Below are 13,528 nucleotides of genomic sequence, written 5' to 3'. Positions count from 1 at the left end.
AGATTCAAAACAACACACACAAACTTTATATTTATTATCTTCAAATGAGAACAGACGCATTTGCATTACGCCACATAGGTCCACGTGAGAACGACCTACAACATATGTTTAAAACCGTTGGAGTTGAAAGTCTTGACCAGTTAATTTATGAAACTGTGCCCGATAATATCCGTCTCAAAAAAGAGTTGGAATTGGACGCTCCAATGACCGAATACGAGTATTTATCACACATTCAAGAATTAGGAAAGAAAAACAAAGTATTCAAATCCTACATCGGATTGGGCTATCATCCAGCAATTGTTCCGGCGGTTATTCAAAGAAATATTTTTGAAAATCCGGGTTGGTATACCGCATATACACCCTATCAAGCCGAAATTGCTCAAGGCCGTTTGGAAGCTATTTTGAATTACCAAACCACCGTTATCGAACTAACCGGGATGGAAATCGCTAATGCTTCATTGCTAGATGAAGGAACTGCAGCTGCCGAAGCCATGGCACTGTTATTCGATGTTCGTTCTCGTGATCAAAAGAAAAATAACGTAAATAAATTCTTCGTTTCGGAAGAAATATTACCTCAAACTCTTTCTGTTTTACAAACTCGTTCTACGCCTATTGGGGTTGAATTAGTAATTGGAAATCACGAAAACTTTGATTTCTCAACAGAGTTTTTTGGAGCAATTTTACAATATCCTGGTAAATTCGGACAGGTAAACGATTACGCTGGATTTATTGCAAAAGCCAAAGCAAATGAAATTAAAGTAGCCGTTGCGGCCGACATTTTATCCTTGGTAAAATTAACGCCTCCAGGAGAAATGGGTGCCGATGTGGTAGTAGGAACTTCACAACGTTTCGGTATTCCGATGGGTTATGGTGGACCACATGCCGCTTTTTTTGCTACTAAAGAAGAATTCAAACGCTCGATGCCAGGAAGAATCATTGGAGTTACCATTGACACCAACGGCAACAGAGCTTTACGAATGGCATTGCAAACTCGTGAGCAACACATCAAACGTGAAAAAGCGACATCTAATATTTGTACAGCTCAAGTTTTATTAGCTGTTATGGCTGGAATGTATGCAGTATATCACGGTCCAAAAGGATTGAAATATATCGCCAATAAAGTTCATGCCTCGGCGGTTACTTTGGCAGATGCCTTAAACAAATTGGGCGTTTACAACATAAACACTTCGTTCTTTGATACTATTGCTGTTAAAGCAGATGCCGCTAAAGTGAAAACTATTGCTGAGAAACACGAAGTAAACTTCTTTTATATTGATGAAGAAACAATCTCAATTTCGTTAAACGAAACAACTTCATTGAATGATTTGAATCAAATTGTTGCGATTTTTGCAGAAGCTACAGGAAAAGACTCTTTTACTATTTCTGAATTGAATACCAACAATAACTTGCCTACTTCTTTAGAAAGAACCTCAACTTTTTTGACACACGACGTTTTCAACAATCATCATTCTGAAAGTCAATTGATGCGTTACATCAAAAAATTAGAACGCAAAGATTTATCGTTAAATCATTCGATGATTTCGTTAGGTTCTTGTACTATGAAATTGAATGCCGCAGCCGAAATGTTGCCTTTATCAATGGCAAATTGGAACAGCATCCACCCTTTTGCTCCTGTAGAGCAAGCAGAAGGATATCAAATAATGCTTAAAAAATTAGAACAACAATTAAACGTTGTAACTGGTTTTGCTGGCACTACACTACAACCTAATTCAGGTGCACAAGGTGAATATGCAGGTTTGATGACCATTCGTGCTTATCATTTATCACGTGGCGATCACCACAGAAATGTATGCTTGATTCCGGCCTCAGCTCACGGAACCAATCCAGCTTCTGCAGCTATGGCGGGTATGCAAATTATTGTTACCAAAACCATGGAAAACGGTAACATTGATGTAGAAGATTTAAGAGCTAAAGCTATTGAACATGCTGCTAATCTATCGTGTTTGATGGTAACATACCCATCAACTCATGGTGTTTTTGAAAGTGCGATTTGCGAAATCACGCAGTTAATTCATGAAAATGGCGGATTAGTATATATGGATGGTGCCAACATGAATGCACAAGTGGGATTGACTAATCCGGCTACCATTGGAGCCGATGTTTGTCACTTGAATTTACATAAAACCTTTGCTATTCCTCACGGTGGTGGTGGACCTGGTGTTGGACCAATTTGTGTAAACGAAAAACTAGTGCCGTTTTTACCAACTAATCCTATTATTCCAACCGGTGGTAATCAAGCCATTACCGCAATTTCTGCGGCACCTTATGGTTCAGCTTTGGTTTGTTTGATATCCTATGGTTACATCACAATGCTAGGTTCAGAAGGTGTTACTAATGCTACTAAATACGCTATTTTGAATGCTAATTACATGAAAGCGCGTTTGGAAGAACATTATCCAATTTTATATTCAGGAGAAATGGGACGTGCCGCACACGAAATGATTTTAGATTGTAGAGCATTTGAAGAACACGGTATTAAAGTTACCGATATTGCTAAGCGATTAATGGATTATGGTTTCCATGCGCCAACAGTATCTTTTCCTGTAGCAGGTACGTTAATGATTGAACCAACAGAATCTGAAGATTTAGCAGAATTGGATCGTTTTTGTGACGCTATGATTTCCATTCGTAAAGAAATTGCTTCTTCTACCAAAGAAGATGTAGACAATATTTTAAGAAATGCACCTCATACTTTGGCTATGGTAACGAACGATAGCTGGACGTATCCTTACACTAGAGAACAAGCGGCTTTTCCTTTAGATTACATTTCTGAAAATAAATTCTGGCCAACCGTACGACGCGTTGATGAAGCCTATGGTGATAGAAATTTAGTATGTAGTTGTGCGCCAATTGAAGCATACATGTAATTTTTAAAGCAGCTACAATATATAATCAAAAAAAAGGTTTCAAGTGAAAATTTGAAACCTTTTTTAATTTCAAAAAATGATATTAATCAGATTAATAAATTTGTAAAGAAGTACCTTTGTATTTTAATTTTTCAAGAAATGAATGACGTTCAAAATCAAGACGATTTATATTTAATAGTAGATAAATTCTACCAAAAGCTTCTAGCCGACGACAAAATTAGTTACATTTTTACTGATGTGGTTAAAATAAAATTAGAAGAACACTTACCTATTTTGGTCACTTTTTGGTCTCAAGCTATTTTTGGAACCGGTGGATATTTTAATAATTTGACACAGATACATTTGGATGTCAATATGAAATCTTATTTATCGAAAGAGTTGTTTGAAATTTGGCTAACTCATTTTGAAGCCGCTATAAACGAAAATTTTGAAGGCTTTAATTGTGAGCGAATGAAAAATATGGCACACAACTTATCGACCATCATGCAAATTAAAATTGCCCAACAAAAAGAGGAATAATTACCACATCAACAATTAAAATAACCTTTTTTTAAACATTTGATAATAAAAAACTATTTGTCAATGTGATTCAGAAATAATAAAATTATTATTAATAAATTCGTCATGTAATTTATTCAAAATGAACATAAAAATAACCGGATCGGGAAGCTATATCCCTACCGAAACAGTTTCTAACCAAGACTTTTCTAATCATATATTCTTAAATGAAGATGGCACTCCATTTGCTCAACCAAATGAAGTGATTACACAAAAATTCAAAGGCATTACTGGAATTGAAGAACGTCGTTATGTTACTGATGACTTATTGACTTCCGATATTGCGGTTAAGGCTGCTCAAAAAGCCATTGAAGATGCCAAAATTGACCCAGAAACACTAGATTACATCATCTTTGCACATAATTTTGGAAATGTAAAAAAAGGCGCTATTCAAGCCGATTTATTGCCTAGTTTAGCTACAAGAGTAAAGCACGACTTGCGAATTAAAAACCCCAAATGTGTTGCTTACGATATGCTTTTTGGTTGTCCGGGTTGGGTTGAAGGTGTTATTCAAGCTACAGCATTTATTAAAGCTGGAATGGCTAAAAAATGTTTAGTCATTGGAGCAGAAACCTTATCTCGAGTAGTTGATCCTCACGATAGAGATTCAATGATTTATTCTGATGGTGCAGGTGCTACAATAATTGAAGCCCTAGCCGGAGAAAATGAAGGAATCCTGGCTCATGAATCGGCAACTTACGCCTATGACGAAGCACATTATTTATTTTTTGGAAACTCATTTAATAAAGATCACGATCCAAATGTGCGTTACATCAAAATGTATGGTAGAAAAATTTACGAATTTGCTTTAAGCAATGTCCCAAAAGCGATGAAAGAATGCTTAGACCATACCGGAATTGAAATTGGTCAAGTTAAAAAAATACTCATTCATCAAGCCAATGAAAAAATGGATGAAGCCATCATTCAACGTTTTTACAAATTATATGGTCAAACGCCTCCAGATGGAATTATGCCAATGAGCATTCATAAATTAGGAAATTCGAGTGTGGCTACCGTTCCAACATTGTATGATTCACTTATTAAAGGGCAAATCGAAAATCAAGAAATCCATAAAGGAGATATTATCTTATTCGCTTCAGTTGGTGCAGGTATGAATATCAATGCTATTGTATACAAAATGTAATAAACTTTGTAAATTTGCAACTTTATAACTTTGCAACTCCATAAAATGTACGAAAAAACATTTCCAAATAAGCGATTCAAACATACGTTAGAATTTTTACAAAAACACATTACCACTTCTGAAACAATTTTTGATTTAGGAGTCCCAAATCCGTTTTCCAAAATTATGGAAGAAAATGGATATACTGTCAAAAACACAAAAGGTGAAGACCTAGACAACGACCAAACGGCTTTACAAAACGAATCGTATACTGTCTTTACAGCCTTTGAAATATTTGAGCACTTATTGAACCCTTATACGGTATTGCAAAATGTAAAATGTGATAAACTGTTAATTTCAATTCCGTTACGGTTGTGGTTTTCACCGGCTTACAGAAGTAAAACTGATATGTGGGACCGTCATTATCACGAATTTGAAGATTGGCAATTGGATTGGTTGTTAGAAAAAACAGGATGGAAAATAACCGCTAGAGAGAAATTCACCCATCCCGTTAAAAAAATCGGATTCAGACCTTTATTACGTTATTTCACTCCACGATATTATATCGTTTATGCAGAAAAAGCAAAAAATTAATTTTACAAATCATCTTCGGATGATTTTTTTTTTGACACAAAAACAATAAGTTAATCTTTTTCTTACTTTTAGGTATTTTTTTTTGTAAGTTTTGTTTTATAAAATATGTTAATTTTAACAAATTAATGCATTTTGACCTGTTTTTTTAACACTTAATCGATTTTTATTTCTATGTTTGTCTCGTTAAAAACAATAAAAAAATAAAACCCCTAAAAACCTATTAAACATGAAAAAAATTTTCTCAATCAGCATGCTATTTTTAGTTACTTGTTCTTTTGGTCAAAAATTATTTATCGTTAAATCTGATGAACGATTTGGACTTATTAATGAATCAGGAATTGAAGTAATTCCGCCAAAATATAATTTTATTGAAGACTTTGATAAAGCACACGCCAATTGGGCTAAAGTTGAATTGAATAACTTGTACGGATTTGTAGACAAAAATGGTAAAATTGTTGTAGAACCAAAATACGAATCAATTAGTGATTACAACGAATACAACCAAGGTTGGGCACTAGTAAAAAAAGACGGAAAGTTTGGATTTATCAACGAAGCTGGAAAAGAAGTAGTTCCTCCAGTTTATGACAAAATTGGAAAATTTGGTGAATATACTAAAGATTGGGCTTCTGTTGAATCTCAAGGATTAACTGGATTTATTACCACAGATGGAAATATTATTGTTCCATTGAAATATGCAAGTATTGAAAAATTTGACGGAATTAGAAGAAACTGGGCATTAGTTAAAGACAAAAAAGACAAATTAGGATTCATCGATAAATCAGGAAAAGAAATTATCCCTGTGGTTTATGATAGTATTGAAGCTTTTACTAAGAAAAAAACGGAAAGCATTTCAACTGAAAAAAAGACTGAATTAGCAAATGCAGACTAATTCAACCTAACTTATTTTATATTAAAAAGGGATTTCTTAACGGAAATCCCTTTTTAGTTTTATTGTTTTCCTAATTTTACAAAATCAAAACTACACTTAATGCATTATTACATTGTTATTCCAACTCACAACGAAGAAGCTTTTATTGCTTTAACCTTACAATCATTGGTAGAACAAACCGTTTTACCCAAAAAAATTGTAGTTGTGAATGATAATTCTACCGACAAAACTGTTGAAATTGTAACTTCATTTGTGTCAAAATTTCCTTTCATAACCTTGGTCAACAAAACTTCTGATGCTATTCATTTACCGGGAAGCAAAGTAATTCAAGCATTTCAAAAAGGCTTAGAAACTTTAGATGAAAATTATGATATTATGGTAAAAGCAGATGCCGATTTAATATTCCCAAACCATTATTTTGAAACTATCATTAAGCATTTCAAATCGGATGATGCCATTGGAATGGTTGGAGGTTTTGCCTACATTGAAAAAGAAGGTACTTTCATTTTAGAAAACCTTACCGATAAAGACCACATTCGAGGTGCTTTTAAAGCCTATCGAAAAAAAACTTTCAAGCAAATTGGTGGTTTAAAACCAGCCATGGGTTGGGATACTGTTGATGAATTACTTTGTAAATTCTACCATTGGAAAGTAGTTACGGATGCTACTTTAAAAGTAAAGCATTTAAAACCTACTGGCGCAAACTACAACAAAACCGCCCGATACAAACAAGGCGAAGCCTTTTACTCCTTGGGTTACGGATTCTTAATAACAGCCATTGCCTCAGCCAAATTGGCTATGATGAAACGAAAACCCTTACTTTTTTTGGATTATATTAAAGGTTTTTGGAAAGCCAAACGCGCAAAAAAACCACTTCTAGTAACCGAAGAACAAGCCGAATTCATTCGTAAGTATCGTTTAAAAAAAATGAAAGAAAAATTGTTTTAAGTTAAAAACTGCTAACGCATAACCTATAACTCATATCTTCTTAGTATTTTTGACCATATTTTAAAACTATGATGCTTGTTCGCTATTTATCGCAAATAGGAAAATATTTTCTAATGCTGAAAGAAGTCTTTAATAAACCAACCAAATGGTCGGTGATGAAAGGCTTAATTTTCAAAGAAATTGACGATTTAATCATCGATTCACTTGGAATTGTAGCATTCATATCCTTTTTTGTTGGAGGTGTAGTATCCATTCAAACTGCTTTAAATCTAACCAATCCTCTTATTCCTAAAGAGCTTATCGGTTTTGCAACAAGACAATCCATTATATTAGAATTTGCACCAACTTTTATATCCATTATTATGGCTGGAAAAATGGGTTCTTTTATTACATCAAGCATAGGAACCATGCGTGTTACCGAGCAAATTGATGCCTTGGAAGTGATGGGAGTAAACTCTTTAAACTATCTTGTTTTTCCCAAAATAATTGCTTCGCTTTTGTATCCATTTCTTATCGGAATTGCCATGTTTTTGGGTATTTTAGGCGGATGGATTGCTGGAGTATATGGCGGATTTGTATCTAGCAATGAATTTATAACGGGTCTTCAAACAGAATTTATTCCATTTCACATTGAATATGCTTTTATAAAAACAGTAGTCTTTGCAATCCTTCTGGCTACAATTCCCTCCTTTCATGGATATTATATGAAAGGTGGTGCTTTGGAAGTTGGAAAAGCAAGTACCGTTTCATTTGTGTGGACCAGTGTGGTCATTATCCTTTCAAACTATGTGCTAACTCAATTACTTTTAACCTAATGATCGAAGTTAAAAATGTAGAAAAATCGTTTGGCGAATCAAAAGTTTTAAAAGGAATTACAACCACTTTTGAAACTGGAAAGACCAATTTAATTATCGGACAAAGTGGTTCGGGTAAAACGGTATTACTAAAATCGTTGTTGGGAATTTTTACTCCTGAATCAGGAACTATTTCTTTTGATGGCAGAATATATTCCGACTTAGATGCCGATGAAAAACGTGCCTTACGTACCGAAATTGGAATGGTATTTCAAGGAAGTGCCTTGTTTGATAGCATGACTGTTGAAGAGAATATTGGGTTCCCATTGAAAATGTTTTCAAACAAATCTCTAGAAGAAATAAGAGAACGCGTAAATATTGTTATTGAAAGGGTGAATTTAATCAATGCCAACCACAAAAAACCTTCCGAAATATCTGGCGGAATGCAAAAACGTGTTGCCATTGCTAGAGCCATTGTGAACAATCCGAAATATTTATTTTGTGATGAACCCAATTCAGGTTTAGATCCAAAAACAGCTATCGTTATCGACAATTTAATTCAGGAAATTACAAAAGAATATAACATTACAACCGTAATCAATACCCACGACATGAATTCGGTTATGGAAATTGGCGAAAAGATAGTCTTTTTAAAAGAAGGTATTTTGGCTTGGGAAGGTTCTAAAAAAGAAATCTTCAAAACTGATAATGAAGCTATTGTTGACTTTGTATATTCCTCTAATCTTTTCAAAAAAATCAGAAAAGCTCAGAACAAAGAAGAATAAAACTTTATTTGGCAGTTATCAAAACCCAACCGTGTTTCTCTTCTCCAGATCGCATTTGCAAGTAATAATAATACGTTGAATCGGGCAACATTTGTTCATTTTTGTTTTGTCCATACCATTGATTGGTGTAATTATTTTGTTCATAAACCAATCTACCCCATCTGTTATAAACTTGAAATACCGCTACATCATATCCTGTTAAATCAAAACTATCATTACTCCCATCATTATTTGGGGTAATAACATTTGGAAAATCACAAAAAGTATTTACAATGTTAATGGTTTGAGGAATCGAACAACCTTCAGTGTTGGTTACAATTACCGAATAATCGCCTCGAGGCTGGTTGGTTAAAATTAATGGATTTTGCGAACTTGTAAAACCATTAGGCCCTGTCCATTGATATGTCGCTGAGTTTGCACTAAACGAATCGTCAACCGGAACGATTAAAACGGTATACGCTCCGCCTAAACAAGAGGCTTCATACGTATAACTCGGAACTGCATGCACTATTACATCAACAGTTGCTGATGCTAAACATCCATTTACTGTCACAGTTATGGTATAGGTTCCAGAATCGCCCACTGTGCTATTTACTATTGTTGGATTTTGAAGCGTCGACGAAAAATTATTTGGTCCACTCCATTGATAGGTTGCATTCGCAAAATTTTGAATGTTAAATTGAATCGTTTCTCCCGAACAATAGGTTGGATTAACAGCAATTATAGGAGTATCTGTAGCGGAATTATACTGAATGGTCACAACAGATTCGTCGGTACTATTACAAAATCCTGAAACGGTATATTTAAAGACATACGTTCCAAATGGAATACCAACTGGAAGCCAACTACTACCCGACAACATACCACTGGAAGTAGTTTCTTGCCACACACCTCCTGTATCATAAGCACCAACTAATAAAGAAAATAAATTAATTCCTCCTGAAGCTCCACAAATTACCAAATTACCATCCAAACCTGCATTTGGAGCATTTACTGCTGGAATAGTATACGAAAGAATTTTATCGACACAGGAAGTTCCATCCGAAGAATAAATTCTCACATAATAAGTCCCTGGTGAAGTTGTATTAGAAAATGGATTAAACGACAATACATTGGTGGTACTCAAAATGGTTGTTGTATTGGTTCCCTCCCACCATTGATAATTTAAAAAAGCCAAAGGTTGAACCGATAGTGATCCATTTAATCCACTACACAAGTTATTGGGTGTAATCGCTGGTTCGGGTAAAGAAGTGATATCAAATAAACGATTGACAATATTTCCACAAAAATCTTCCACTCTAAAATTATAAATCCCAGGTTGCAATCCCGAAAAAACATTTGAATTTGAATTATCCACAAAAAAAGGCAGACCATCTTTGGTAGTGATTTTATAATGTAATGGAGGTGTGCCATTGGCCGTAATAACCACTTGGGAAACCCCATTAGAACAAGGCAATAGGTAGGCCGAAATAATTTTTAATTCTCCTGTAAAATCAAACGTTTTGACTGGTTCAACACAGGTTGTTAAAGTTGAAGATCCATTGGAATAATAGTCGTATTGCATCACTATTCTAAAAGTCCCCAAAACAGCTATATTGTAATTTATTGTATTGTTGGTTAAAGAATATGAATTAGAAGCATTCGGCACCGAGTTCGCAGGATATAGAACATTGGTAAAAGGATGCACCCATTGATTTGAAATAGGATCATACTTTTGCAACCAAAACCCATGAAGTGAAGGATTATTATCCTGAAAATGCATATCTAAATTAAAAGAACCACAATTTGGAATGACTTGAATGTTATTATTGACAACATGATAACCTAGCAATTGTAACGTTTCTGTTCGCTCTACATTGCAAACATCTTTAGAATAAAAAACATAGGTTCCTTCAGGCAAAGAGTTCATATAAAAATAGCCTCCACTATTAATATTTGAAGAAACATTGTAGGGCAAAGGAAATGGAAAGCTTAATGGAGCAGCAGTAATAATAACACTTTGAAGAGCACCATTTGGACTTGAAAGTGAAATAGAATCAAAATTTTCTCCGCATCCTTGCTTCTCATAAAAAACTAAAGGTGCTTGTGAAATAACAGTAGTAATCGTAACCGTTTTAATATAATGATTCCCACAACTATCCGTAATGTTCAACGTGTAATTCCCACTTGGAAGATACATGATGTGTGCAGTAGTATAATAAGTTGTATCTATACTTGCAGAAGCATCATAAGGCAGCGTTTGATTGTAAGAAACTGGGGCTTGAGTGATACTAATTGAAGCCAATTGAGCTCCAATAGCAGTGATATTAATCGCTCCATTCGGACCAGAACAACCAGTAACATTAACTCCCAAAGCGGTTACATCTATTATTTTAGGCGGAACTTCAATAGTGAAATTATATAAATTACCACAAGCATCTGCACCTTCAATAACATAAGTACCTGCCGGTAACGCCATATTAAAAATACCATTGCTGATGTTGAAAGAAACATCATAAGGCAAGGTATGATTTAGGGCTGCAGGTGCCGAAGTGATGATCGCTGAAACAATGTCAGAGTAAATTTGGACAATTATTTGAGTACTACAAATATCTGGGTTTGGTATTAAAAGATATTTTGGCCCAGGCGGTACAACCTCAACTTGTGTTTGTGCCGAATGCCCACAAGCATCTGTAATTTCAATAATGTATACTCCATCAGGCAAATTATTAGTTGCCGTAGAAAGATAGCTGGCAGTACTCGTAAATGGCCCAGGATGAGTGGCATTATAGTCCGATGGATTAAATCCCGAAGGAGCAAATACAAAATTTACAGTATAAGGCGGCATAAAATTACAAGCTGTAATATCAATTCCCTTAAGACAATTACTGTAGGTATATGCTGCACTAACACTCAACTGTTTGATAATTTGATTGCCATCACTATGGTATACATTTCCGCAAGCATCAGTCACCTGAACATTAAATGTATACAATTGATTGTAATAAAATGGTAGTGTTAAAAAAACATCCTGTGTCGTTGAATCTCCTGAATTTAGGGTTTGATTCAATACAATAGGTGCCCCAGACGCAGGAGGAAAAACGGTGGTTTGGATCGTTAACGGATATCGAATGGTGGTGTTAAAAAAAGAGGTAATATTAAAATATCCAGACAGCGTATTACAAGAATTAAACTGACAATTAGTATGAAAAGAATCTAAAATTAGATTTGGTGGATTTGAAAAAGTTAAGGTATACGATTGCACTACACCTTCATTACAACCATCATTAACTCTGATATTGTAAATGCCAGAAGGTAAATTTTGAAAAATATTGGAAGATTGAGGCGGCACAATAACCGGTCCTGAAATAATTTCATAACTTACTGGATTCCCAGATAATACACTTACAATTATGCTCCCATTATTACAACTAACCGCTTGACTTGATAATTGATAGGAGACAACCGTACGAGTATCTATTATTTGAATATCTTGTTGTTGTGTATTACTTAAATTACCTAATGTTTGTGTTGCAATCACACGATAATTACCCGATGCTAAACCCGTAAAATTAGGCGCAACTGTAACAGCAATTGGCGTTGTTAAATTTGGAAATTTATAAATACTATAGGTAATTGTAGCACCTGCAGTTGTTCCAGAAACGCTAAAAGACAATGAACCATTACCCGTGCAAGATTCATCCGTTTTTGTTACCGTTAATGAAAAATTGGCTAATTGTGCCTGTGAAAATTGTACTAAAAATAAAAAGAAAATAAGGCTAATACGCATCTTAAATTGGCTTTTCATAGGTTTAAATTTACAATTGCAATATTATAAAGATACACTTTTTACGAATTAGTTATGTTAAAAAATAAAAAAAGGAGTCTAATTGACTCCTTTCTTTTACAGCTTATCTACCATTGCAGTTATTCGCTTAATATCTTGTTCTTTACTTTTAGGATATATCATTAAGACATTGTCCTTGTCAACAATAATAAAATCATCTAAACCATCAATAATAATAATTTTTTTTCCTTCCGATCTAATGATGTTATTAGAGGCATTTTCAAGAACAACTGTCGCATTTACCACAGCATTATTTTGATTGTCTTTATCCAATTTTTCGTGTAATGAACCCCAAGTTCCTAAATCATTCCAATCAAAAGTGGCCGGTAAAACATATACGTTTTTGGCATTTTCCATCACGGCATAATCTATCGAAATGTTTTCAGCATTTGGGTAATTTTCATCAATAAATTGTTTTTCTAAATGGGTATTGTAAGATTCTAATCCTTTTTGAAACAACACATTCATTTGGGGTTGAAATTTTTCAAATGCAGCAGTAATCGACTTAGCTGACCATATAAATATACCACCATTCCAAAGAAAATTTCCAGCTTCTAAAAACGATTTAGCCGTTTCATAATCAGGTTTTTCTCGAAATTGATTTACTTTTTTTATCGGATTTTCATCTGATTTATCAAATTCAATATATCCAAAGCCTGTGTTTGGAAACGTGGGTTGAATTCCCAAAGTCATTAAGGCATCCTCTTTTTGACAAAAATCAAAACATTGCTGCAAATTAGATGCAAATTGATTTTCGTCTTCAATCCAATGATCACTAGGTGCCACTACCATCACGGCATCCGGATTCATTTTTTGAATTTTTAATGACGCATATAAAATACATGGTGCGGTATTTCTCATCGCTGGTTCTAACAAAACTTGGGCTTGTTTTACCATCGGCAATTGCTCTAAAACCAATCCGTTATAGCGTTCGTTCGTTAGAATCAAGATGTTTTCAACCGGAATCAATTTTGATAACCGACTAAAAGTTTTTTGTATCAAAGTATCGCCCGAACCCAACATATCGTGAAATTGTTTAGGAAAATCGGTTGTGCTTACTGGCCAAAATCGTGAACCAACACCACCAGCCATTAATATTGCGTAATAATTTTTATTCATTTTT

10 protein-coding genes are annotated in these 13,528 nt (G+C 34.4%); 8 read left to right on the top strand and 2 right to left on the bottom strand.

Going from position 1 to position 13,528, the window contains the following annotated elements:
* The first annotated feature begins 44 nt into the window (after window positions 1–44).
* The 8 genes from gcvP to ACODSI_RS05510 all read left to right on the top strand — a co-directional run bounded on the left by gcvP (window position 45) and on the right by ACODSI_RS05510 (window position 8,579).
* Window positions 45–2,888, top strand: coding sequence for an aminomethyl-transferring glycine dehydrogenase (gene gcvP / locus ACODSI_RS05545; protein WP_488915856.1), 2,844 nt, complete (start codon window positions 45–47; stop codon window positions 2,886–2,888).
* Between the two features lie 138 nt (window positions 2,889–3,026).
* Window positions 3,027–3,407: a group III truncated hemoglobin gene (locus ACODSI_RS05540; RefSeq protein ID WP_488915855.1), complete on the top strand. Its 381-nt coding sequence runs from the start codon at window positions 3,027–3,029 to the stop codon at window positions 3,405–3,407.
* Between the two features lie 121 nt (window positions 3,408–3,528).
* Window positions 3,529–4,590 (top strand): 3-oxoacyl-ACP synthase III family protein, encoded by a 1,062-nt coding sequence (locus tag ACODSI_RS05535; RefSeq protein ID WP_488915854.1) that lies wholly within the window; start codon window positions 3,529–3,531, stop codon window positions 4,588–4,590.
* Window positions 4,591–4,635: 45 nt separating this feature from the next.
* Window positions 4,636–5,163, top strand: coding sequence for a methyltransferase (locus ACODSI_RS05530; RefSeq protein WP_488915853.1), 528 nt, complete (start codon window positions 4,636–4,638; stop codon window positions 5,161–5,163).
* Between the two features lie 226 nt (window positions 5,164–5,389).
* Entirely contained in the window at window positions 5,390–6,052 is a 663-nt protein-coding gene (locus ACODSI_RS05525; RefSeq protein ID WP_488915852.1) for a WG repeat-containing protein, read from the top strand.
* Between the two features lie 99 nt (window positions 6,053–6,151).
* Entirely contained in the window at window positions 6,152–7,000 is an 849-nt protein-coding gene (locus ACODSI_RS05520; protein ID WP_488915851.1) for a glycosyltransferase family 2 protein, read from the top strand.
* 68 nt (window positions 7,001–7,068) lie between these two features.
* Window positions 7,069–7,815: an MlaE family ABC transporter permease gene (locus ACODSI_RS05515; RefSeq protein WP_488915850.1), complete on the top strand. Its 747-nt coding sequence runs from the start codon at window positions 7,069–7,071 to the stop codon at window positions 7,813–7,815.
* A complete protein-coding gene (locus tag ACODSI_RS05510; RefSeq protein ID WP_488915849.1) occupies window positions 7,815–8,579 on the top strand; it encodes an ABC transporter ATP-binding protein in 765 nt (254 codons plus the stop codon). Before ACODSI_RS05515 ends, ACODSI_RS05510 begins: the two co-directional genes overlap by 1 nt.
* Window positions 8,580–8,583: 4 nt before the next feature.
* Here ACODSI_RS05510 and ACODSI_RS05505 read toward each other — a convergent pair whose 3' ends face one another.
* Entirely contained in the window at window positions 8,584–12,366 is a 3,783-nt protein-coding gene (locus ACODSI_RS05505) for a T9SS type B sorting domain-containing protein (protein WP_488915848.1), read from the bottom strand.
* Window positions 12,367–12,462: 96 nt separating this feature from the next.
* Complete coding sequence (locus tag ACODSI_RS05500) at window positions 12,463–13,524, bottom strand: mannose-1-phosphate guanylyltransferase (RefSeq protein WP_488915847.1); 1,062 nt, start codon at window positions 13,522–13,524, stop codon at window positions 12,463–12,465.
* Between the last annotated feature and the right edge of the window lie 4 nt (window positions 13,525–13,528).

Source organism: Flavobacterium sp. FG139, from assembly GCF_057809695.1.
Note: the sequence above shows the minus strand (reverse complement) of the source record. Positions and strands in the feature narration are given on the sequence as shown.

What these genes read in the sequence shown, in the direction of transcription:
- gcvP (WP_488915856.1), top strand. Translation starts at nt 45, where the DNA reads ATGAGAACAGACGCATTTGCATTACGCCACATAGGTCCACGTGAGAAC.
- ACODSI_RS05540 (WP_488915855.1), top strand. Translation starts at nt 3,027, where the DNA reads ATGAATGACGTTCAAAATCAAGACGATTTATATTTAATAGTAGATAAA.
- ACODSI_RS05535 (WP_488915854.1), top strand. Translation starts at nt 3,529, where the DNA reads ATGAACATAAAAATAACCGGATCGGGAAGCTATATCCCTACCGAAACA.
- ACODSI_RS05530 (WP_488915853.1), top strand. Translation starts at nt 4,636, where the DNA reads ATGTACGAAAAAACATTTCCAAATAAGCGATTCAAACATACGTTAGAA.
- ACODSI_RS05525 (WP_488915852.1), top strand. Translation starts at nt 5,390, where the DNA reads ATGAAAAAAATTTTCTCAATCAGCATGCTATTTTTAGTTACTTGTTCT.
- ACODSI_RS05520 (WP_488915851.1), top strand. Translation starts at nt 6,152, where the DNA reads ATGCATTATTACATTGTTATTCCAACTCACAACGAAGAAGCTTTTATT.
- ACODSI_RS05515 (WP_488915850.1), top strand. Translation starts at nt 7,069, where the DNA reads ATGATGCTTGTTCGCTATTTATCGCAAATAGGAAAATATTTTCTAATG.
- ACODSI_RS05510 (WP_488915849.1), top strand. Translation starts at nt 7,815, where the DNA reads ATGATCGAAGTTAAAAATGTAGAAAAATCGTTTGGCGAATCAAAAGTT.
- ACODSI_RS05505 (WP_488915848.1), bottom strand. Translation starts at nt 12,366, where the DNA reads ATGAAAAGCCAATTTAAGATGCGTATTAGCCTTATTTTCTTTTTATTT.
- ACODSI_RS05500 (WP_488915847.1), bottom strand. Translation starts at nt 13,524, where the DNA reads ATGAATAAAAATTATTACGCAATATTAATGGCTGGTGGTGTTGGTTCA.